General features: G+C 61.4%; 12 protein-coding genes. 6 read left to right on the forward strand and 6 right to left on the reverse strand.

Features of this window, described 5'->3' with window-relative positions:
- Positions 1-375 precede the first annotated feature (375 nt).
- From BANAN_RS07070 to BANAN_RS07090, 5 genes are all read right to left on the reverse strand, one after another.
- Positions 376-1,479: an AEC family transporter gene (locus tag BANAN_RS07070; RefSeq protein ID WP_014698218.1), complete on the reverse strand. Its 1,104-nt coding sequence runs from the start codon at positions 1,477-1,479 to the stop codon at positions 376-378.
- Positions 1,480-1,583: 104 nt separating this feature from the next.
- Entirely contained in the window at positions 1,584-3,356 is a 1,773-nt protein-coding gene (gene oxc / locus BANAN_RS07075) for an oxalyl-CoA decarboxylase (RefSeq protein WP_014698219.1), read from the reverse strand.
- 203 nt (positions 3,357-3,559) lie between these two features.
- Positions 3,560-5,218, reverse strand: a complete 1,659-nt coding sequence (locus tag BANAN_RS07080) for a chloride channel protein (RefSeq protein WP_014698220.1) — start codon at positions 5,216-5,218, stop codon at positions 3,560-3,562.
- 197 nt (positions 5,219-5,415) lie between these two features.
- Complete coding sequence (locus BANAN_RS07085) at positions 5,416-10,674, reverse strand: VaFE repeat-containing surface-anchored protein (protein ID WP_014698221.1); 5,259 nt, start codon at positions 10,672-10,674, stop codon at positions 5,416-5,418.
- Between the two features lie 91 nt (positions 10,675-10,765).
- A complete protein-coding gene (locus BANAN_RS07090) occupies positions 10,766-12,841 on the reverse strand; it encodes a hypothetical protein (RefSeq protein ID WP_014698222.1) in 2,076 nt (691 codons plus the stop codon).
- A gap of 348 nt (positions 12,842-13,189) precedes the next feature.
- Here BANAN_RS07090 and BANAN_RS07095 point away from each other — a divergent pair, with 348 nt between their 5' ends.
- Both BANAN_RS07095 and BANAN_RS07100 read left to right on the forward strand, forming a co-directional pair.
- Positions 13,190-15,385 (forward strand): maltotransferase domain-containing protein, encoded by a 2,196-nt coding sequence (locus tag BANAN_RS07095; protein ID WP_014698223.1) that lies wholly within the window; start codon positions 13,190-13,192, stop codon positions 15,383-15,385.
- 120 nt (positions 15,386-15,505) lie between these two features.
- Positions 15,506-16,015 carry an inorganic diphosphatase gene (locus BANAN_RS07100; protein WP_014698224.1) on the forward strand — a complete coding sequence of 170 codons (510 nt, stop codon included), beginning with the start codon at positions 15,506-15,508 and terminating at the stop codon, positions 16,013-16,015.
- Positions 16,016-16,145: 130 nt separating this feature from the next.
- Here the strand turns inward: BANAN_RS07100 and BANAN_RS07105 are convergent, their stop codons facing one another.
- Entirely contained in the window at positions 16,146-16,994 is an 849-nt protein-coding gene (locus tag BANAN_RS07105; protein WP_014698225.1) for a hypothetical protein, read from the reverse strand.
- 307 nt (positions 16,995-17,301) lie between these two features.
- Between BANAN_RS07105 and BANAN_RS07110 the strand changes: the two genes are divergently transcribed.
- From BANAN_RS07110 to valS, 4 genes are all read left to right on the forward strand, one after another.
- Positions 17,302-18,051, forward strand: coding sequence for a response regulator transcription factor (locus tag BANAN_RS07110; RefSeq protein WP_014698226.1), 750 nt, complete (start codon positions 17,302-17,304; stop codon positions 18,049-18,051).
- A 79-nt stretch (positions 18,052-18,130) separates the two neighbouring features.
- Entirely contained in the window at positions 18,131-18,874 is a 744-nt protein-coding gene (gene nth, locus BANAN_RS07115) for an endonuclease III (protein ID WP_014698227.1), read from the forward strand.
- Positions 18,875-19,219: 345 nt separating this feature from the next.
- Complete coding sequence (locus BANAN_RS07120) at positions 19,220-20,755, forward strand: ABC transporter substrate-binding protein (protein WP_014698229.1); 1,536 nt, start codon at positions 19,220-19,222, stop codon at positions 20,753-20,755.
- Positions 20,756-20,819: 64 nt separating this feature from the next.
- Positions 20,820-23,612 carry a valine--tRNA ligase gene (gene valS, locus BANAN_RS07125; protein ID WP_014698230.1) on the forward strand — a complete coding sequence of 931 codons (2,793 nt, stop codon included), beginning with the start codon at positions 20,820-20,822 and terminating at the stop codon, positions 23,610-23,612.
- Positions 23,613-23,678 lie beyond the last annotated feature (66 nt).

The raw sequence follows: 23,678 nt of genomic DNA on the forward strand, positions 1-23,678 counted from the left end.
GCGTACAGACATCCCCAATTACGCAGTGGACAACGACTACCGCCCGGCTCTCCTCTGCGTAAAAGGAGACAGATGGGGACGCTTGATGTCTCCAATTACGCAGGCAAGCAGTCTAAAAGCCCATATCCTCAGATTCCATCCGCGTAAAAAGAGACAGATAAACGGAGCCTTATGTCCCCGATTACGCAGGAGACTGACAATGCAGCCTACAACTGCGTAAAAGGAGACAGCTTGGGCACACAAAATGTCTCCAATTACGCAAGCGAAGCGCATGTCCCCAATTACGCAGGAGAAGATGGTGCCGGAACCGGGCCACCAATGCAAGGAACCCCGGCCACATACATGGTCGGGGTTCCTTATTTATATAGGGCTGAATCAGTGGCAGCACAGCGGCACGAGCCAGATCCACAGCAGGCAGGTGACGGCGAACGCAACCGTGGAGACCGCGGTGGTCGACGCGCCTTCCTTGACGTAGATGTTGTAACGGCTCGAGATGATGATGCCGGAGAATGCAGGCGGCAGAGCGACTGCCATGACGAGCATGGAGAGCTTGTTCACATTGCTGCCCATGCCCAGCAGCAGGCCGACGCCGAGGAATGCCGCAGGGGTGACGATCAGGCGGTAGAACGTGTTCCAGATCGTCTCCCAGCCCAGCGAGAACTTCACAGTGGAGAGCGCGAGACCGGCGGCCAGCACGGCGACACCTGAGTTCGCCTTGGCGATCAGGTCGAAGGTGGGAGCGAAGCCGGACGGCACGCGCACGCCGATGAGCACGAGCACGATGGCGAGCAGCGGAGCCCAGCATACAGGCTGCTTGAGAGCGTTGATGAGCGCTTCGAGGTTCTGGTTCTTCTTCTTGCCCATGTTCGACGACTTGGAGATCATCACCTCTGCCGTCTTGTCGGTCTTTGCATCCTTGTTCGGGTCGACGGCGACATCGTCCTTCGGATTGGCGATGCTGACCTGACCCTTCGAGTTCGTGACGGCGGCCTTCGACAGGCGCTCGCGATCCTTGCTCTGGCCGAGGTTGATCAGGTACATGCCGATTGGGATCGTGACGGCGTTGACGACGATCGAGATGATTGCGATGACGAGGTTGGTGCTCACGGTATCGCCGTAGATCGGATCGAGCACCGCGAAGCCGAGGAAGCCGATGGTCGGCGAGCCGGCGATCAATGCACACACTGCCGCTTCCTGGATCGAGTGGTGGAACATGAGACGGCACAGGTAGTAGCTCAGCATGAACATCACGATGATGCCGACGAAGCCGAGTATGGTGAGCACCGCATCCTGTGCGAGCATCTCACGGGTCGCCTTGACGATCGAGATGAACAGCGCGGAGGGGAGGGCGATATTCAGCACGAGCTTGTTGAGGCCCTGACGCTGGTCGTCGTCGAAATAGCTGAATTTGCCGCAGACATAACCCAACGCCATGATGACGATGATAGGGATGATGTCGTCTATCAATATCTTTGTCATTTGTCTTCTCTTGTCTTCTGGTGGAGTGGGCGGGAGCACCGGTGCCGCGGCGCGGATGACTTGCCGTCACACCACGCCGCGGCACTCCGGGGCACCGGGGCGAATCACATGTGAGCGCCCTTGAGGTAGGGGTTCTTGGTCATTTCCGAGGTGGCAAGCGGACCGACGACGGGCTTCGGGTTCAGATTGGAGATGTGCCCGGACTCCTTGCCCGCATAATCGGCGAGCTGCACGTGCACGAGGCTTGGCTTGCCGGAGGCGACGGCCTCGCTGACCATCTGCTCGACCTCCGCAGGGGTGGTCGCGTAATAGCCGTTGCCACCGAACGCCTCGATCATGCGCTCGTAGTGGGCGTCGTAGCTCAGCGTCAGCGGCGACGGGTCGCCGTCGTCGCCAAGATTCTCGAAATCACCGCGGTAGATACCACCGTTGTTGAGCACGACGAAGGTGATCGGCAGATTGTAGCGGCAAGCGACCTCGACTTCCATGCCATCGAAGCCGAAGCCGGAATCACCGCCGACGTACAGAACAGGCTTGCCGGTGGCCACTGCGGCGCCGATCGAATAGCCGACCGCACAACCCATGACGCCCCAGGTGCCGCAGTCGAGACGATGGCGCGGCTGGTAGATGTCGATGATGTTACGGCAATCGTCGAGCGTGTTCGCACCCTCGTTGGTCAGAATCATGTCCTTGTGCTGATCGTACACCTTCTTGATGGCGCCGAGTGCGTCGTAGTGACCCATCGGCACGGTGTTCGAGTTCACGCGGGCGGCGAACTTGGCATCGTTCTTCTCAGCGTCGGCCTTGAGCATGTCGAGCCACTGAGCAGAAGCCTTCACTGGTGTCTTCTCGAGACCGGCATTGATCATCTGCATGGCAGACTTGATGTCGCCGACCACCGGGCATGCGATGGAACGGGCGTTCTCGATCTCGTTCGGGTCGATGTCAATCTGGATGAACTTGACGTTCGGGTTCCATTCCTTGCCCTCGCCGAAATTGAGCATCCAGTTCAGACGAGCGCCGACAAGCAGCACGACGTCGGCGGTGCGCAGCGCGAGGCCGCGGCAGCTCGCCGTGCAGTGCGGGTCGTCGTCCGGAATGACGCCCTTGGCCATTGACATCGGCTGGAATGGCATGTCGGTCTTCTCGACGAATTCACGCAGCTCGTCCTCAGCCTGGGCCAGCGCCGCACCCTTGCCCACAAGCATGAGAGGGTTCTTGGCCTCGGAGAGCAGCTTGAGCGCTTCATCCACAGAGGACTGCGCCGGCGGCATCGCCGGAGTCGGCTGGTTCGCAACCCACAGCTGCGACTCGGCAACATCCTTGTCAAGCGTCTGCGCGACGGCGTCATCCGGGAAATCGATGTAGACACCGCCCGGACGGCCGGAGCATGCGATGTGCATGGCGCGGGCCACAGCAAGCGGAATGTCTTCGATCTTGTCGATGCGGAACGATTCCTTGCAGAACTGCTTCGCATAGTTCATTTGGTCGAGGCCTTCGTATTCGCCTTCGTGCATGTCGACGACATGGCGGGTGGACGAGCCGCCGATCATGATGACCGGGAAGCCGTTCGTGGTGGCTTCAAGCAGCGGTGCCAGACCGTTGAGGAAGCCCGGCGCGGAAACGGTGAGCGCCACAGCTGGGCGACCGGTGAGGAATCCTTCGGCAGCGGCAGCGTTCACCGCGTCCTCCTCATGGCGCATGCCGATGAAGCGGATGCCCATGCCCTGTGCGATACGTGCGAAATCAGTGACCGGGATTCCGACGACGCCGTACATATGCTTGACACCGTTCTTGATGAGCGTCTCGGCGAGGTAGTGGGGAGAATCCGTGAGATTCTGGTCCGAGCTTGTAGCAGTTGCAGTTACATCAACCATTGCAAACATCCTCCTAGTATGGTTATTCACCTCGATACTAAGACGGCTTTTTCGTGCCGTCTCGGCAGAAAAGCGCTCAGCGTACATTTATTTGAGCTTTACGCTTGTCGCGGCAATTGCTCGGATTACATTTGACAGACGTCCGTGAATTGCCTATTGACAAACCTGCAGACAACGTATGGCACACACGGAACTCGAACCGACTACTTCGTCTTCGGCTCCCGCTCTTGCGTGCCGTTTGCATTTGCAGACTGCGCAGGTCGCGTCGGTGCCTCAGGATGATGCGGCTTCGCAGGCGCGTGCTGCGCCTTGCGCACATCCGCATGCCGCTCCTCCTCACGTTCCATACGCTCCTGCATGTGTTCCTCATGTTCGCGCTGATGTTCGGCGATCCAAGGATCGGCGAACACCCGTGTGCGATCGGTGGCCTTCTTGAACGCGGCGGTGGCGCTCAACACATAATCGAACAGATCGGGATCGTGATTGGCGGCATTCTCCATGGCACGCCTATGCTGTCGCAATACGAACTTGCGCCAGCCGGAGGTCATGAGCAGATCGATGCTCGCCCCGTACATGCCCGCCGGATAGCCGAACATGAACGAAACCGTCACACCCACGGCCAGGAACGGTGCCATGCCCCACCCGAAAATCTCGCATCCCAACAGGAACGCACTCACGGGACAGCGGTTGAATGCCGCCAGGAAACACAAAGCGCCAACCGCCACACCCATCTGCGGGCTCGAGCCGGTCATGGCGAAACACGCGCCTCCCAGCAGACCACCTATGCACAACGACGGCATGATCTCACCGCCCTTGAACCAGAAACCGAGGCAGATGAAGGTGAGCAACCCCTTGATCGCGAAATCCCACGACACATTGGGCTGTGCAAGCATGTGGTTGAGCATTTCGCCGCCCGAACCGGTGAGCCTCCACCAACCGAACACGGAGACCAACGTGGCCATGATCAGACCGCCGACAACCACCCACAGGTAGTAGTTGCGCACAATCTGCATCGTCGTGTTCTGCAACAGACGGATGCACAGCGCGAAGATGGAGCCGGCCACCGCACAGGCGATGCCTATGACAAGGCAGATGCCCACGGCACGCCAGGTGAATTCGGGAATCGGCACCGTGCGAATCACATCGCCAATGCCGAAATGGTGTGCAATGAAGTAGGCGACGAAGCAACCGACGAGCATCGACGCCACATACCTCAACTCACTGAAGCGCATGAGTTCCAATACCAGCATGCAGGAACCGAGCGGGGCAAAGAACAATGCCGAAAAGGTGGCGGCCATGCCCATGGATGCGGCATAGGAGTGCATGCTACGCTCCTCGGATGCGCCTTCCTGAACCCGCAGCACATCGTGCAACTTAAACGGTTTGGCAATGGTGGCACCTAGACTCGCTCCAATCTGAAGCGCTCCAGCCTCCTTGCCAACGGAGCCGCCAGCCAGAATCGACATGCCGGTGGTGAGGAAGATGCCGGGTGCCAGCAACCCTCGCACCGGCCGACCGTGCCTCATGCGCGCGATCACCGATTCGGTGGTCTCCCCCAGCGGGATGCGGAACATCTTGTAGAGGAGCAACTCGAGCAATCCAGCCACCGGCAGCAACCAGATCAGCCAGGTGTTGCGCACGAAGACACTACGCATGGCATCGACGAACAGGCAGAGCAGAATCGACCCGAAGCCTCCGGCCACGCCACACACCACGGCGAACAGCAAATGCTTGAATGATTCCCGCCAATCGAACCGTGCCGCACTGCCCTTCACGCGTCCCGACAGGCCGTTTCCCTCCTGCGTCAAGGGCTCAGAAGGTCCGGCGGCATTGCCATTGTGAGGCGATTGCTCGCTGGTCATGCCTGCGCCCCTCCGTTCTGCTCTGTGCTGCGCCTGATTCGTCTCCATTTTTGCAGGCGCCCGACGTGCGCACAACGGAATGCGCAGTTCGCGAATTCAGCCCGGCGCACCGAACGCCAACCGGTGCCCACGCCGAATGGACTCTGCGACTCACGCATTCCGTCGGCTCCACAAAGGGTGTCATTCAGCGAGCCTACCTACAGATTCCGGTTCCTGCGTGCTATGAGCAATCCGGTGAGCACCATGAGGCCAAGCGCGCCGGTGATGACGGCAAAGGCAAGGAACACGTCGGCTATGACACCTGTCGCCGCGACCGACGTGCCCGAACCTGCGTTGTTCCGCGGTTTCTGCGGTTCCGGCGGCTTGGGATAGATCACCGTCTGCCCCGCATCGTCGATGTCGGCATGCATGGCCACCTGTTTTCCTTCAACCATCAGCCGTTCGAATGCCACAGTCTGCACGTCGCCCGGCACGTTGCCGAGTTCGGCGTCAAACCTCAACTCGGCGGTCCCAGTTGGCTTGGCTGCAGTGAATCTGGCGAATGCAGTCACCGGCTGGCCGTCCTTGTTCCTGAGCACACCGCCATCCTCGCCATTGGTATCTCGTATGTGCAGTTCTCCCCGCACCTCATATTCTTTGCCTACGGTCAATCCGGTGTAGGCGACCGTATCCACCTGTGAGATTCGGGAGTCCAGCGTTCCGGAATGCGTACCGGACCGGGCGTCGCGGGCCTGCGTGCCGATATCGACGATGCGCACGGTCTGGCCCTCATCTGCTATGTCGGCATGCTCGGCCGTTAGCTGTTGCACGTCCTGCATCGGATTGGAGTACAGTCGCTCGTAGGCGACCAACACGACATTGTGCAGATCCCGTTTCGGCACGGTGAATCTGAATTCGAGCTTCACCGTGCCGTTGGAACGTTTCGGCGTGAATTCAGCAGAGGCAACCGCCGTATTGCCGGCATGGTCTTTGAGCACACCGGCATCACGGGCATGGCCGGCATTGTCGAAACCGCGCAGATGCAGTTCGCCATCCATCCGATACGGCATATCTGCCAGCAGATTGGCATAGGACACTGTGTCGGTGAGCACCACTTCCACCTGTGATACGTCATCGTCGCTTTCGCGCACCTGCATTCCCAGCTGTGCGTCCAGTTGCGCCTGCGAGACCGCCGAAGTCACCTGCAATTCGTGGGCGCCGCCTTCGGTCGTCAACTGCGTGCCTATGCTCGCGATCTGCACCTCCTGATGCTCGTCGTTGATGTCGGCGTGCTCGGCGAGCATCGTATGGTCGCGCAGCAGGGTCTCGAACATCACGCATCGTTTGCCTTCCAGTTGCAGATGCCCAACGTCCAACGGGAACTCCACATTGACGGTGCCATCCGCCTGCCCGGGGGTGAATGTCGTCGTCGCCGTCAGCGTGTTCCCGTCACCGTCGGTGAGCGCGCCCATGTCGGAAACGGTGCCGTCATCACCCACGACCTTCGCATGAATGGTCGAAACCAACTCGTACTCATGCCCTGGACTGAGGTTGCGGTACTCCACCACATCCTTCACCACGCCATTCGTGATCGGCAGCAACGAGTCACCGTCAAAGGCATCCGAGGCCGATGTCGCGATGGCAGGGAAGCGCACGTCCTGCCGTTCATCGGCGATGTCGGCGTGAGCCGCGAAGTCCACGCCGTTATGCTGCAAGCTTTCGAAGGCTACTACCGTCTTGCCGGCAAGGTCTTCGGGCGGTTCGAACAGGAAGGTCACGTCAACCGTGCCGTCGGATTGGCTTGGCGCGAATGGCAGCTCGACGGTCACCTCCTTGCCGTGTCGGTCGTGCACCACTCCCCCGTCACTCACCGCAGCCGTGTCGTCGAACGTGCGGTAGTGGAGCGTTGCCTTCAGCGTGTAGGGCTTTCCGGCAACGAGATTCGCATAGGACACCGCGTCGGTGATCGTCACGGATTGTGCGCTCGCATTGGCTTCGTCGTCGATGTCGGCCTCAGCATTCGTATGGATCTGTGGGAAGCGCAGTTGCTGCTCGGCATCGGCGGCGTCGCGGTGCTCCAGCAACGACGTGCCGTCGGCATTGCGAATCGTGCGGAACGCCACCACCGTCTTGCCGGCAAGTCGTTCGGCATGGTCAATGGTGAAAGTGAGCTTGGAAGTGCCGCCATGTGGATTGCCAACCTTCAACTGCTTCGTGGCCTTCGCCACAGCCTCGCCTGAAATCTTGCCGTTCTCGATTACGTAGAGCTCGCCCGAATCGGTGTACGTTCCCGCCGTCACGCCCCAGTATTCAGCCGAATCGACCACCGATACCGTTCCGATGGCAGGCGCGAGCTTGTCACCGGCATTACCGTCATCATCAAAGGTATCGGCACCTGCACCGAAGTATGCAAGCCGTGTGGTCATGCCCATCGCCACATTGCCCAGTGTTCCGTAGTCCATGTCCACGCCGTCGCCGTCCGGGTTCAACGAACCGTCGCCGTTCCTGCTGAATTCCTTGGCGGTGAGGGTCACCGAAAACATGCGATGCCCATCGTTCGCGCCGGGTGTGGGGAGTTCGACAAGTTCATAGTCGTCATAGGGCAATGCGCGCAATGCATCGTTCACCTGTACAGCACGCTTCGCACCATCGCGCGTCACCTCATAGGAGATCGCGGAGGTCCACTGCACCGACTGGCCTCCTGATCTCGGCCCGATGCCGGTGAACCATATGCCGGCCTCGGCATCGAGTTTCGACGTATCCTTCACCACCGGATTCCCTTGAGAATCCTTGCCAACCGCCCCGTTTGCGTTCACAGCGTCCGGGTCGTTGGCGTTCGTGTTCCTGCTGTGCGGTCGACATCCGGTGGTGCCGATCCCGGAGTCATTGAACCTGCCGTCGCATGATTTCGTATGCAGCTCGCCGTTCGCGTCAGAGACGATCACATGGCTTTCGCCGGTCGTCTTCGAGGTGATCCGCCAGGCAATCGGCCCCATGCGCTCCATGGTGTCGGCGCTTTTCTTGATGAAGTGGAAATCCGCGCGCTGCACTTGGTTGGACGCGGAACCTGCACCCGACACATGCGCCAATGAGGCATACCGATGCGGGTTGCCATTGGCCTCATAGGCTCCGGTTGACGCATCACCCCCATCATGGCCTATGGTGAAGCGCTTTGACCATGCGCGCGCGGATGCATCGCGCAAATACCCTGCCGAGGCAACGGTCTCACGCACCTCATAGGTTCCGTAGGGCAATTCGTCTATGTCGGTTCTCGCCACGATGCCCTTGCGCCCCGTTGGCTTCCCATTGGAGTCGACTATGTCTCCATAGGAGGCAGACAATGTTCGCACCACGTCGCCGGGCTTATAGGTGCGATTGTTCACGACAACCGCATTGGCACTGCGGTTGATCACCTCGAAACCCGTGCCGTTCAACGAAGCCGCGCCCAATGGAGTCGCCAACCCCGTCTCACGATCCGCTTTGAGCAATTGGAGCCCACCGCGCTGCACATCGTTGGTATTCGCACCCACTCCGCGGATCGTGGCCAGGTTTGCGTCGACGCCATTGGCGTCGAGCGTGTACCGCACGATCATGTTGTCTTCGCGAATCCGGAAGGTCTTGTCGAACCCAGCCCGGTGGTAACCGGCCGCAGCACTGCGTTCGCGAATCTGATAGGTGCCGTATGGCAGGAGTCTCGCCTCCGTTGCAGCCACACTGTTCCCCTTCACCGTCTTGGTGGCTATGGTCGCCACCACGGCATCGCGGGGAATCTCCCTGCCGCTCACATGAACCGGCGCCATGGATTTGTTGACGATCTCATACACCGTGCCGTCAAGCGAGGCATCGCCCTGCGGCTGGGAACCATGCAGGTCATCATCGGTCTTGACCACCTCAACGCCGCCTTTGACCGTTTCGTTCGGGAATGCGATCGTGGTCGCATCGTTGCCGCCCGAGCCGTTGTTCCACGGGTTCAGTGTAGTGCGCATCACCTTGTGGTCACCGCCGTCGGTGAGGGTGAACACACTGCCCGGGTGTTGTGCCGAAGCGGCACGCACCAGCCCTTGCGGTGCGTTGAGCTCGGTAATGCGTACGGTTCCCAGAGGAAACATGGTGCGGCCCGCTGAATCCGTGTAGGGCCATGTGCCCTCATCCGGCTTCTCATGCAACCGCGCAACGCCATTGGAGTCGGTTCGCCATATGGCATTCGCCTGGGGGTGTTTGCCCTCAAGGGCGGCTGCATCGGTGGACACCATGCCGAACCACTCCACCCGAAAACGCACCCCCTCCAACGACGCCACATCACCTTCGAGGGAGCCCGGAGAGCCGGCGTTAGCTATGACTTTGCGCACGTGAAGGTCATCGATGGAGGTCAGCGGCGATTCGGCATGGTCGCCATCCATCGTGATGGTCTGCGTGCCTGAGCCTTCGGCAATCTCCACGGTTTTGACCTTGGAATTCAGCGTGTAGCCTCTTCGTGGCGCCTGCATTTCCTGCAACGTATAGGTGCCGGGCATCACATCGACGCTCGAGGTCGCCCTGCCTTCGGCATCGGTGCTGAAGGTGTGCACCAGCGTCCCATTCCGGCGCAATGCATACTCGGCACCGGTCATATCGTATGCCTCATTGGCGGTGGTGTATGCCGCATTCGTCGCGATCTTACGCATCGTCACCGTCCGCGGGTGCGCTTTCTTCGGCACCCTACGCGCATACAGCATGCGTTGCAGGGCGCCTGCGGTTCCGACCGGCTCATAGAACACGGCCTCGTATTCGTCGCGATCCTCCGCATTGAGGGCACGCTGCGCCAGGAGCCATGCCAGGCCAATCATGGTGTAGGGGGCGAAATTCTGCTGGCCTCCGCTCGAATAGCCGGCCCCGGCCACCTGATGCCCCGGGTTTGCCACCGATACCGCCTTCGTGGCCTTCGATGAGTCCTCTCCACCTTCCACACGCACCTGACCGGAGGCGATCCATATTGCCAGCTGCGTCACAGAACGTGCGTCGACGTCGTCGAGGTTCTTGGCGAACACGCTCTGACTTTCCACGTTCGGGTACCCCTTCGCCGCGATCCATGCCACGGCACCGGTCTGCGGAGCACCTGCCTTGTGGTATTCCACTGTGTTGGGCCGGGTCGTGTATTTGAACATGTGGTACCCCGTGACCGGTTCGGCCACCGTCACCGTATTCCGGGCGTCTGCCCAATGGTCGCCGGGGGCTCCTTTGTCGACGTCCATGCAATAGGCGGCATTGCCGCGGAAGTACGCCTGCGCCTCTTCGAATTGGCTGTTCGTGTACACTGGCACGGTTGGATTCGCCTCCTGGAACCCGGAGAAACCGTAGCGGAACGCCGGCAGATCGTTCTCGCTCAAATTCATATTGGCCATAGAGACGGCGAAATGCATGGTTTGCGGGAATTCAGCGGATTCTTCGGCCCACGCGGGTGCCGCCCCCACCACACCGACCACTGTTGCCACGGCCATGCAGGCCGAAGCCGCCCTCCTCGCCAATACCGCGAGCGCGCTGTGCCCGCCATCCAATCGCACGCCATTGTGCTTTCGCATGAGATTCCTCCTATTCCTTTCCTGTTTCCATGTGTTCGTCGGCGCCTGCGGTCGCCGCGTTGTGTTCACCGTCTTCCCGTCGCAGTGACATCGCATGTCGACAATGCGCGACCAGTAGCATGGCGATGGCGGTCACAATCACTGCGCCCATCAGGGCGACGCCGCCCATGCTCACGCCTGTTCTCGCCAGTCGAATAGGTGCGGGCTGCCGTGTGACGCTCTTGGCGGAGTCTGTTCGCACTCCCCGTTGCGTTGGGGAAGCGCTGGGATCAGCGGTTTTTCGCTCGTCTGCAGGCATCCCCTCTGCAGCCGGTTCGACATGGACGCTCTCACGCACCACGCGGACGCACTCCCAGCTGTCGCCGTAGGCGCTCTGCTGCGGCATCGCACGGGCGTCACCCTTGAATTTCCAGACGAACACATACCACCCAGGACGGGCGGCTTGCACCGTGACCGCATCGCCATGTGCATCGGCTTGACCGCCACCGAATCGTAGAGTGCCGTTGCGTGCGGGCACGTCCCAGCTGCCGATCAGCGTGTGGTGTTCGTCTTCCTCCGGCTCGGCCTCGCCTTGCGGCCGGTACGGTTCGTCGTCACCGCCATTGCCGTCGCCCGCCCACCATACGCTTACCTGGGCGTACGGTTCGTCGGCAGCCAGCCCGTACTGTTCGTTGCCTCCGAACTCACCGTGGTCATGGGGGAATCCGCTCACTTCGATCACGTCGGTCAGCATGGCGCCCACGTGTGCACTGTGTTCACCGACCTGTGACCGCACCTGCACAGGCGTACGGGTCACATTGGTCTCCGACGGCTCCATGAACCCGCTCACCCAATCATGCGTCATCACCTGTTGCACGGCCAATGGTTGCTGTTGCCGTTCCACCGCCCACACCCATGTGCCGTAGGCGTCGCCGTCATGTGCCCGGTACGGCTCCGTCCCGTTCTCCTCGCTGACGGCCTGCACCTGCCTATGCTGCCCGTCATGGGTGAACGTCGCATTGCCGTATGCGGCGGGTCCGAATCCGAGCCGTTTCAATCTGCCGAGGAAATCCTGTGCGGTCTCGCCGGAATCCGGGCGTATGACCGAGTCCAAGTTCTCCCCGCGCAGACCGGTGAAGTACCACCCGCTCGCCTCCACTGCGGAATCGGCAGGCCAGTAGTTGTCGTCACCGTCGAGTCGCATGGTCACGTCATCGGTCACCGCAGATCCGGGATCTGTGGATTTTGGCGTGGTCTGGGTGACCAACGTCGGCGAGAACACGGTGACCGTGTCGAATGCCGTCCCGGCCGCTTCCACCGTCTTGGCCGCAGCCACGCGCAACAGGTTCTGGGAGCTCACGGCCATCTCCACCGCCGGCACCTGCATCTGCGCATGGACGCGCACAGCTCCTTCGCCGCTCGCCTTCCATGCGAAGCGGAGGATCTTGCCGTTGGTGCGCCCGATTCGCGTTCTCGCACCGTTCGCGAACACGGCATCGCCCTCCAGACTCACCGAATATTCCGTGTTCGTGGTGGGCGTGCCCTCGTCGTTGAGAATCTCGAGCACGATGTTTCCCGCGCGTTTGCCGTCGGTGTATTCGACTCGGGTCGCAATGGACTGCGGCACGACCGGACGCACCTCCTCATAGAGCTCGCGGGCCTTGGCGAGTATGTTCGGGTATTGGCTTTCGAGAATCCCTCTCGCATGCGGCCAACCGGCATCTCCCTGGCTTGTGTCGAATGCATCGTGCACGATGAACGCCAACGCCGCCTGCAGATCGTCGACGTTGTGTTCGCGTTGGTGTCGGTTGAGCATCTCGCCCACCAGGCGCGTCACCAACGTGTCCGGCATCGGTTTGGTGACGCCGAGCGTGTAGTTCGTCTCCTGCGATTGATCCATGCAGTAGTACCGTCTCTGCTGGCCGTCATATCCGATCATTCCGAAGAAATAGATTCGGCCGCCATCGAAGTAGCTTTGGTAATCCGAGGCGCTGGCCACGGTGAGTTTCTCCCCTGTGTACGCATTGGCACGAGTCGCACCCCGTATGCCGACAATCGCGCATACGGCCGCCAGCATGGCGAGCAGCCGCACCACCATGACCCGCATATGTCTTGCCGATCTGTTCATTCCAACCGTCCTTCCCGTATTGTGTTGGCAGATTATGTGCTGTCAGATTCACACAGTCAGGTCGGCGTGCATAGCCCGACGGGGCATTGTGGACGGAGGACGGCGTTTCAGTCGATTGTGGATAACCGCGCCACTATTCACAATCCACAACGCCTATGCGACAACGGCACGGACTTTGTCCATTCCGCATTGAATTCATGAGGGAACGAAGCGGTCTGCGGCCTTCCGCCCGGAAATGCATCCACAATGTGGACTATTGGTAAGGAATTTCCACCGTTTGTGCAGGCTCGTAACCTCAGCCACGAAAAACTCCATACAATGACAGGTATGGAAGCACAACACAATGAAACAGAGGCCACCGAGAAACCGGCGGCGAAGAAAACGACGCGCACGCGCAAGCCACGCGCGGCTAAGCAGGCCACCTTCATGGCCGAGGCGCCGGCCATGCCGATCGCCGTCAAGGAGCCGGGCCAGTTCGGCCGCGTCAACATCCTGAACTTCCAACCGTCCGTTGAAGACGACGTCTACGCTGCCCGAGTCGAGATCGGGGAGCAGTTCACCGTTTCCGCCCAGGTGTTCATGGAAGGGCGCACGAAGGTCGGAGCGACCGCCGTGCTGAAGAACCCGCGCGGACGCATCATGGCACGAGTTCCGATGACCGTGGAAAACGCAGGCCTCGACCTGTACACGGCGAAGCTGCAGGCTGGCGAGCATTCCACGCTGAACCCGTGGGATGCCGAATTCGCAGAGGTGAAGAAGCAGCTGGGCAACTGGCGCGTGGCCATCGAAGGCTGGGAAGACACCTACGGGGCATGGCTGCATGACGCCCGCATCAAGGTGGATGTGCTTTCCGACGTGGAGAACACCCTGACCAGCGGATCCGAGCTGCTCACCCGCTGGGCCTCCACCCGTGACGCGAATCTCAACGCCGAACAGCGCAAGACGTTGCGCGAGGCAGCGAAATCGATGATGGACACGTCGCTCGACGCCAAAAGCCGGCTCACCTTCGCCGACAACGCCGGCATCGAGGCGCTGCATGAGACGAATCCACTGCGCGACGGTCTCACCTCAAGCGGCGACCATGTGTTCCACGTGGAACGCCCGAAGTCGAGCTTCAGCGCCTGGTACCAGTTCTTCCCGCGTTCCGAGGGCGCCTACCTCGACGACAACGGCAAGAAGGTGCAGGGCAACTTCCACACGGCCGTCAGCGGACTGGAGCGCGCCAAGGCGGAGGGCTTCAACATCGTGTACCTGCCCCCGATCTTCCCGATCGGCGTGACGAACCGCAAGGGCCCCGACGGTGCCCTCAACGCGGGCCCGGACGACCCGGGCTCGCCGTTCGGCATCGGCAGCGAACTTGGCGGCCACGACACCGTCGATCCGCTGCTCGGCACGATGGATGACTTCAAGGCGTTCTGCCGCCGCGCCCACGAGCTGGACCTCGAAGTGGCGCTCGACTTCGCCTTGCAGTGCTCGCCAGACCACCCGTGGGTGGAGGAGCATCCGAACTGGTTCCGCACCAAGCCGGACGGCTCGATCGCCTACGCCGAGAACCCGCCGAAGAAGTACCAGGACATCTATCCGATCGACTTCGACAATGACCTCGAGGGCATCGAGCGTGAGGTCGAACGCATCATGAACCTGTGGATCGACGCAGGTGTGACCATCTTCCGCGTCGACAACCCGCACACCAAGCCGGTGCGGTTCTGGCAGGACGTGATCGCCGCCGTGACGAAGAAGCACCCGGAGGTGCTGTTCCTCGCCGAGGCCTTCACCCGCCCGGCCATGGTGCGCGCCCTGAGCTATGCCGGTTTCACGCAGTCGCACTGCTATTTCCCGTGGCGCAACACGAAGCCGCAGCTCGAGGAGTTCCTGCAGGAGACCAACGGCAAGGGCGGCTATTACCAGCACAACACGTTCTGGCCCACCACCCCCGATATTCTCACCGCCTATGTGCGCGACGGCGGTGTGGCAGCCCACGCCATCCGCGCCGTGCTCGCGGCGCTCGGCTCCCCCAGCTGGGGCATCTACAACGGCTACGAGCTCATCGAGAACCGGCAGCGCGCCGATGCCGAGGAGCAGTCGTCGAACGAGAAGTTCGAGATCAAGGTCCGCGACTGGTCTGCGGCAGACAGAATCGGCATCTCCGAACTGCTCACGTCGCTCAACGAGATCCGTTCGAAGCACGCGGCCACCACGAGCTACCACAATCTGACGATCCTGCCGTCCGCCAACGAGAACATCATCGCCTTCGCGCGGCAGACGGAAGGCCGCTTCACCGAAGACGGGCACACCGACACGCTCATCGTCGTAGTCAATCTCGACCCATACAACGAGCAGCAGTCGTCGATCCACGTCGATGCCAAGGCACTCGGCCTGCCCACCGAGCACCCGTACCATGTGAAGGACCAGCTCACCGGACGGGAATACGACTGGAGCTGGGACAACTTCGTCTCGCTGGCACCATGGGCAGATGTGGCACATGTGTTCCATGTGGAGACCGAGGGGCAGCCCCTCGACTGACACGCACCGCATATGCACACGAGGGCCGTTCCCGCATTCAACTCGCGACGAACGGCCCTCGTGTGCATATGCGGGTATTGTGTTGTTCGTTAGCACAAGTCCATGCAAAGGAGAAATACCATGGCAGAAACCTTCAATGTCGTCGTGGAGATCCCACGCGGTTCCAAGAACAAGTACGAAGTGGACCAGGCCTCCGGCCGCGTGTTCCTCGACCGCACGCTGTTCACGGCGATGGGTTACCCGGATGACTACGGCTACATCGACGGCACGCTGGGCGAGGACGGCGACCCGCTCGACGCGCTCGTGATGCTCACCGACTCCGTGTTCCCGGGCTGCGTGGTCAAGTGCCGCGCCGTCGGCCTGTACCACATGGTCGACGAAGAGGGCGGCGACGACAAGGTGCTGTGTGTGCCGGACGACGTCCGCTACGACAACATCAAGGACATCGATGACGTCTCCAAGTTCCACAAGGCGGAGATCAAGCACTTCTTCGAGCAGTACAAGGCACTCGAGCCGGGCAAGGAAGTCATGCCGGGAGACTACTTCGCCAACGCCGAGACCGCCGAGAAGGAAATCAAGGAGGCCAAGGAGCGTCTCGCCAAGTCGCAGAATGAAGACATCACGCTCTGACACTGCATTGGCGCGCACGCCGTCGCCGTGCCGCGAATAGGCGTCAGGCGCGCACATGAATTGAGAATGGGGCCGATCCATGGCGGATCGGCCCCATTCTCATTCCGGACATCTGCAGCCGGCATCAGCCTCACACCGTGAGCGTGAGCTGCACGACCAGCGTGGCAAGCGCGACCAGACCACCGGTGAGCATCACCGGCATCAGCGCGAAGCCCACCCAGGGAGCCTGCGCACCCTCGAGCGGCCGCGAATCGCGATACCATACGCGATCCATGAATCCGAGCCCGACGGCGAACGCCACAATGGCCGCCACACCGGCAATCCACACCCACAATTCGCCATTCGCACTCTCTGCCTTGCTTTCGCCGAAGCCCTGCATGAGCATCGGCAGGAAGCACCATCCGCTGCACAGCACCGTGCATGCGCCGTCCATCACCATATGCGACAACTGCACAATCAGGTGGCTGCGGTCGAGGCGAGCCATCTGCCTGCCGAACGCGACGACCACGAGCGCGATGAGCAATGCGCCCACGCCGGCGAACCACGCGCACACCGCCAGCGCGCCCGGCGAACCCAATTGCGGGCGGGAGGGCGAACCCATCGAGCCGAACACGAACTCGCCAAGCATGGGCGTGGAGGCGAAGATCATACCGAACATACCGAGAATCACGCCGGTGACACGGCCGGGAATGCCGTCACGCAATGGCGTGAAGAACGCGAACAGCATGATCATGACACCCACTACAAAGCTGGTCAGCGAGAACGTGACCGATGAGACGGCATTGCTGCCGGGAATGCACGCGAGCGCGACAAGCACCACGTAGAGTGCAATCTGCAACCATACGGATCGCGAGAACGGAACCACCGGCGCCACAGGGCGGTAGTCCGGGGCCATCTGCGCGGTCAGGGCGGAATCCGCGGTCAGTTCGCCGTCTGCCGCGGCATTGCGGGCGTCGGCAACATGTTGTGTCTCACTCATCTCTCACCTTCATATCTCCACCGTCACGCATACACCCACGCAGGCGGTCACACCAAGAAACAGTGTAATATAGGGCCGTTCCGCCCACAAATCGACGCAACGCGCATGCCCGGCGGCCGTTGCGATGGGCGCACGTCCGGCACAACGTCCCCTTTTCGGTTTCTCATCGCGAAATGGTCGCAGGCTTTTTTCGTCGCTTCCGCTACACTGACAGCAAAACGTGCTTGCACACACCATGCACACATCGCTGTTACACAAGCATGGGACCCAACAGGAGAGGATCGGGAACGTGACGGATTTGACTTTGATGACGTTTTCCACGGATCCAACCACCGTGCTGCCGTCGCTCACCCTGCTCTCCCACCGTGTGCGCGTGCTGCCGATGGACGCTTCGAGCCTGGTGCGCATGCCCGAGAACACGATTCTGCTGCTCGACGCCCGCGACGACCTGGCCTCCGCGAAAACACTGTGCAGACTGCTGCACGCCTCGGGCCTGTCGACGCCGATCGTGCTCATTCTCACCGAGGGGGGCTTCACCGTAGTCAACGGCGAATGGGGGGTGAGCGATGTGATCGTGAACACCGCCTCGCCGGCCGAAGTTGAAGGGCGTCTGCGACTGGTCACCGAACGCGTGACCACGTATAGCGTGATGCCGAATGCGCCGGCGAATTCCGGCCCGGAGGATGAGGACGGCCTCATTCGCTCCGGCGATCTCGTGGTGGATACGAACGGCTATACCGCGAATCTGCGCGGCGTGCCCATCGACTTGGCATATAAGGAATTCGAACTGCTCAAATACCTCGTCCAGCACCCCGGCCGCGTGTTCACGCGAGCGCAGCTGCTGCAGGAGGTGTGGGGCTACGACTACTACGGCGGCACGCGCACTGTCGATGTACATGTGCGGCGACTGCGTGCGAAGCTCGGCGGCGAATACGAGCATCTGATCGGCACCGTGCGCAACGTCGGCTACCGCTTCGACCCGCCTGAAGAGGAATCTGCAAACAACACCGCCCGCGAAGCCGCCGAGATGGGCTCGTCTACCCCAGCAGAGGAATAATTCCGTTCTTCCGGTTACCCTACCCTTAGGGATGTGCGAATTCGCATGAACCCCGATAGCCGAGGATTGCGGGAGCGGTATGGCCGGTGAAAGCAGGAAAGCGCGCATCACGCGCATGCACAGGCAATATGAGACGCTGTGCGAGTTCATTCCGACGGTGAAGTGCCAGCTGGATTTTCACACGCCCTTCGAACTGCTGGTCGCCACGATTCTGAGTGCGCAGACCACCGACAAGCGCGTCAATTCAATTACACCGGAGCTCTTCGACACCTATCCCACCGCCGAAGCCCTTGCCGACGCCCGCTTGGAGGATGTCGAGAGCATCATTCGCCCGCTTGGCTTCTACCATGTGAAGGCCGAACACATCATTGCCGTGGCACGGCAGATTGTGGAACGGTTCGGCGGCGAAGTGCCGCAGACCATGGAGGAGCTCACGTCGCTGCCCGGCGTGGGCCGCAAAACCGCGAACGTCGTGCTCGGCAACGCATTCCACGTTCCCGGATTTCCCGTAGACACCCATGTGATCCGTGTGACCGGGCGCCTGCATTGGCGTGATGACTGGATGAAGGCGAACACGACACCCGAACGCATCGAGCAGGAGATCACCGGCTGCTTCCCCGAAAGCGAATGGACCGACCTGTCGCACCGGCTCATCATCTTCGGCCGCAACATATGCACGAGTCGCAGCCCCGAATGCGAGACCTGCCCGTTGCTGCCCACCTGCCCGAGCGCCGGCGGGTTCCTCGAGATCGCCGCCGAGCGCAAGGCGCGCGCCACGCAGCGCGCCCGCAGGAAGCCGCGTTCGCGCAAGACCCCGAAGTGACCCGGCGTGCCCGGCGTGCAAATCTAGCGCGCGAATCCAACGCGAATCCAGCTGCGTAAAAAGAGACAGATACCCATGCAAATCCGTCCCTTTTTACGCAGGAGGCTTGATCTATCCGTGCAGCGGATCTTCGATTTGCAATCTGCAATCTTCAATCTGCATAAAAAGGGACGTTTATGTGCGCGACCTGTCTCTTTTTACGCAGATGTTTGCGTTGCTGATGCGGTTGATGCAGCTGATGATGCGCAATGACCCGTCTGCGTACAAGGAGACAGATTGCATGGATACCTGTCTCCTTGTACGCAGGGTGGGCAGAGAGGCGCGCCGGATATCTATACTGGAGCCATGACTGAGCACGGCAACAGGCACGCACGCAAGATTCGCCCCTGGATTGTATTCCTCGTCATCGTCGCCGTGCTTGGCGCGGCGGCCGGCGTGGGCATCACCGCACTGCGCGGCGGCAACAGCGGCCTCAACGCCGTGGTTGGGTCGCTGCGCGGCGGCCGCAAACTCGAAGTGGGACTCCTCGACGAGCCCACGTCGCTCGACATTCGGTCCAACAGCGAACGTTCGGTGCAGCAGGCACTCATGGGCAATGTATACGAGACGCTTGTCACCTTCAACGACGAGCAGGCAATCGCCTCCGGACTGGCCGCCCGCTGGACGCAGACCACCGACGGACTGCGCTACACGTTCTTCCTGCGCAACGGGCTCACATTCTCGGACGGCACGCCACTGGACGCCAGCTCGGTGGTGCGCTCGCTCCAGCAGACGCTCGCCGGCGACCACACGAACGACGGGCTCTCGAACATCACGGCCGTGGAGAACAACGACGCGCGATCAGTCACGTTCACGCTCTCCTCGCCGAACCCGCGCCTCTTGCCCGCGCTGGCGAGCCAAGCCGGCGCCATCGTGAACCCGAATGCGACGAACCCCGATTTCGCACGCCATTCCTATGGCTCCGGCCCGTTCATGGTGAACGCGGTGCAGCCGGGTTCCATCAAGCTCACCCGCAACGAACACTATTGGGGAGACAAGCCGGAGACCTCGCAGGCGACACTGCGCTATTACACGGACGAACAGAAGATGGCCGACGACCTCAAGACCGGCAAGCTCAACGTGGCGCTCCCCCGTTCGGCCCACATTGCCGAACAGCTCTCCCATACGTCCGGCATCACGCTGCAAGACGGTTTCAGTACGCGCAAGACACTGCTGGCGCTCAACAGCAAGAGCGAGAGCCCGTTCTCCGATGAGCAGGTGCGCCAGTTCACACGCTATGCCATTGACGCACGGCAGATCGCGAATGCCGAGCCGGGTGCCAAAGCCCAGCTGAGTGGGCCAATCTCGCAGATGCAGCCCGGCTATGTGGACCTCGACAATCTGTTCCAGCATGACCTCGGCAAGGCTTCGTCGATGCGCTGGTATTTCGCCGCAGATTACTTCAAACCGTTCACTTTGCTCGCCGATGAGACGCACCGCGAGCTCGCCCAGACGCTGGTGGACCAGATCGCCGCGATTCCGATGCCGGTTTCGTTGGAAGTGGTCGATTCGGCCACGCTGAACAGTCGTGTGCAGTCCGGCGACTACGCCTGCGCGCTGATTGAGATGGACGATCCGCACGATTACACGCGGTTCGTCGACGGCAGCGCGATGTTCGGCTATGTGAACGGAGCCGTGCAGCAGCAGTACCGCAAGGCGCTCGAACAAACCGATTTCAAGGACTACCGCGAACAGTTGCGCGAGTTCGACCGCATGGTGAGCGAGGACGCGGCGAGTGCGTGGCTGTACACGGGCAAGGATTACGTGGCCGCGCAGCACGACGTGCAGGGTGTGGACGCGAATCTGGCGAGCTCCAGACTTGCGCTCGCCCGACTGAGCTGACGCGGCCGCGGAACGGCGGCGGAAACGCATGGTGTTGTCAGCGTAGCTTTTTAGACTTCTTTCTATGACAGATAGCGAAGATTATTCGATCAACGCCAATCTCACCGCACTCCCCGACCGCGTGGGCGTGGACGGCCTTGAAGCCAAGTGGCGCAAGGTCTGGGATGAGGATGGCACGTACACGTTCCACGATCCAGGCGAGCGCAAGGCCGTCTATTCCATTGACACCCCGCCGCCCACCGTCTCGGGGCACCTGCACGTCGGTCACGTGTTCTCGTACACGCATACCGACATCATCGCCCGGTTCAAGCGCATGAACGGCTATGAGGTGCTCTACCCGATGGGTTGGGACGACAACGGCCTGCCCACCGAGCGCCGTGTGCAGAACTACTACGGTGTGCGCGTCGACACTTCGCTCAAGTATGACCCGGATTTCGTGCCGCCGTTCGAGGGCACCGAGGGCAAGAAGATCCAGGCCAAGGATCAGGTGCCGATCTCGCGCAAGAACTTCATTGAACTGTGCGAGAAGCTCACCGCGCAGGATGAGAAGCAGTTCGAGGAACTGTGGCGTCAGCTGGGCCTGTCGATCGACTGGAAGCAGACCTACCACACCATTGGCGAGCACCCGCAGCGCGTGGCCCAGAAGGCATTCCTGCGCAATCTGGAACGCGGTGAGGCCTACCAGAAGGACGCCCCGGGCCTGTGGGACGTCACGTTCCAGACCGCCGTGGCCCAGGCCGAGCTCGAATCGCGCGAATACCCGGGCTTCTACCACCGCATCGCGTTCCGCTTCGAGGAGACCGGCGAGACGATCTACATCGAGACCACCCGTCCTGAGCTGCTGCCAGCCTGTGTGGCGCTCATTGCGCACCCAGATGACGAGCGGTACAAGCCGTATTTCGGCAAGATGGTCACCTCGCCGCTGTTCAACGTGAAGGTGCCTGTGCTCGCCCACCCGGCCGCCGAGAAAGACAAGGGCGCCGGCATCGCCATGTGCTGTACGTTCGGCGACATGACTGACGTCGAATGGTGGCGTGACCTGCACCTGCCCACCCGCTCGATCATCCAGCGCAACGGCCGCATTGTCATGGACACCCCGGACTGGATCCACGATGAGAAGGGCCGCGAGTATTTCGCGGGTCTTGCAGGCAAGACCACGTTCTCGGCCCGCAAGCAGATTGTGGAGGACCTGCAGGAGACCGGCGACATGGACGGCGAACCGAAGCCGACCATGCGTATGACGAACTTCTACGAGAAGGGCGACAAGCCGCTCGAGATCGTCACGTCCCGCCAGTGGTACCTCGAGAACGGCGGCACCAACAAGGCACTCAACGCCGAGCTCATCGAGCGCGGCAAGGAGCTCAACTTCCACCCCGACTTCATGCGCGTGCGCTACGAGAACTGGGTGCATGGCCTCAACGGCGACTGGCTCATCTCGCGCCAGCGCTTCTTCGGCGTGCCGTTCCCGCTGTGGTACCCGCTCGACGCCAACGGGGAACCGGATTACAGCAATCCGCTCACCCCGAGCGAGGATCGTCTGCCGATCGATCCGACCATCGATGTGCCGGAGGGGTACAGCGAGGACCAGCGTGACCAGCCGAACGGCTTCATGGCCGAACCCGACATCATGGACACCTGGGCCACGTCGTCGCTCACGCCGCAGATCGTGACGAAGTGGGCCGAGCCCGGCGAGGAGAACGAGCGGTTCTTCAAGTCCACGTTCCCGATGGATCTGCGCCCGCAGGGTCAGGACATCATTCGCACCTGGCTGTTCAGCACAATCGACCGCGCCGACCTCGAGAACCATTGCCTGCCGTGGGCCAATGCCACGCTATCCGGTTGGATTCTCGACCCGGACCACAAGAAGATGTCGAAATCCAAGGGCAACGTCGTGGTACCGAACAAGCCGATCGAGCAGTTCGGCGCGGACGCCGTGCGCTACTGGGCGGCATCGGCGCGCCTCGGCCTTGACGCCACGTATGACGAGGGCCAGATGAAGATCGGCCGCCGTCTGGCCATCAAGCTGCTCAACGCCACGAAGTTCGCCCTGGCGATCGGCCGTGAGGACGAGAACCACCACGTGGGTGAGGGCGCCACGGCCAGCTGGGATCCGAAGGACGTCACCGAACCGCTCGACCGCGCCGCGATGGCGAAGATGGCGAAGGTGGTCTACGACGCGACCGAATCGCTCAACAACTATGAGCATTCGAAGGCGCTGGAGACAATCGAGGACTTCTTCTGGCAGTTCTGCGACGACTATATTGAACTCGTGAAGAACCGCGCCTATGGCACCGCCGAATCTACCGGAGTCGAGCCCAGCCCGCAGGCCGTGAAGTCCGCGCGCACGACGCTCGGACTCGGACTCGACGCATTCGCACGCCTGTTGGCGCCGTTCCTGCCCTACACCACCGAAGAGGTGTGGAGCTGGATGCACTCCGGCGAAGGCTCCGTGCACCATGCACCATGGCCGAAGCCCATCACGTACGCCACCGCCGCGTTCAAGGCGTCGCCGGAACTGCTCACGCAGGCCGGAGCCGCCCTCACCGCGCTGCGTGGCATCAAGTCGAAGGCCAAGGTCTCGATGAAGACGCCGATTCTCTCGGTGATGCTCAACGTGAACGACGAGCTGCACGACGCCCTGGCGCCGGCACTTGGCGACATCGCCGAGGCGGCACGTGTCACCGGTCGCATCTCGCTGCAGAAGGCCAGTGATCTCATGGCGAAGTTCGCCCGTCCAAAGGGTGAGAGCACGGCAACACCGGCCCCGGCGTCGGACGAGACGGACGTCGAGGAGATCACCGTCGTCGAAAGCGAGCTCGGCGAACCGCCGGCCAAGAAACCGAAGGCCGCGAAGTAAACGCGCGAATCCGGAACATGAAATGCGGGAAGGCATGAGCATATGCCTTCCCGCATTTCATGTTCC

Source organism: Bifidobacterium animalis subsp. animalis ATCC 25527 (assembly GCF_000260715.1).
Taxonomy (GTDB): Bacteria; Actinomycetota; Actinomycetes; order Actinomycetales; family Bifidobacteriaceae; genus Bifidobacterium; species Bifidobacterium animalis.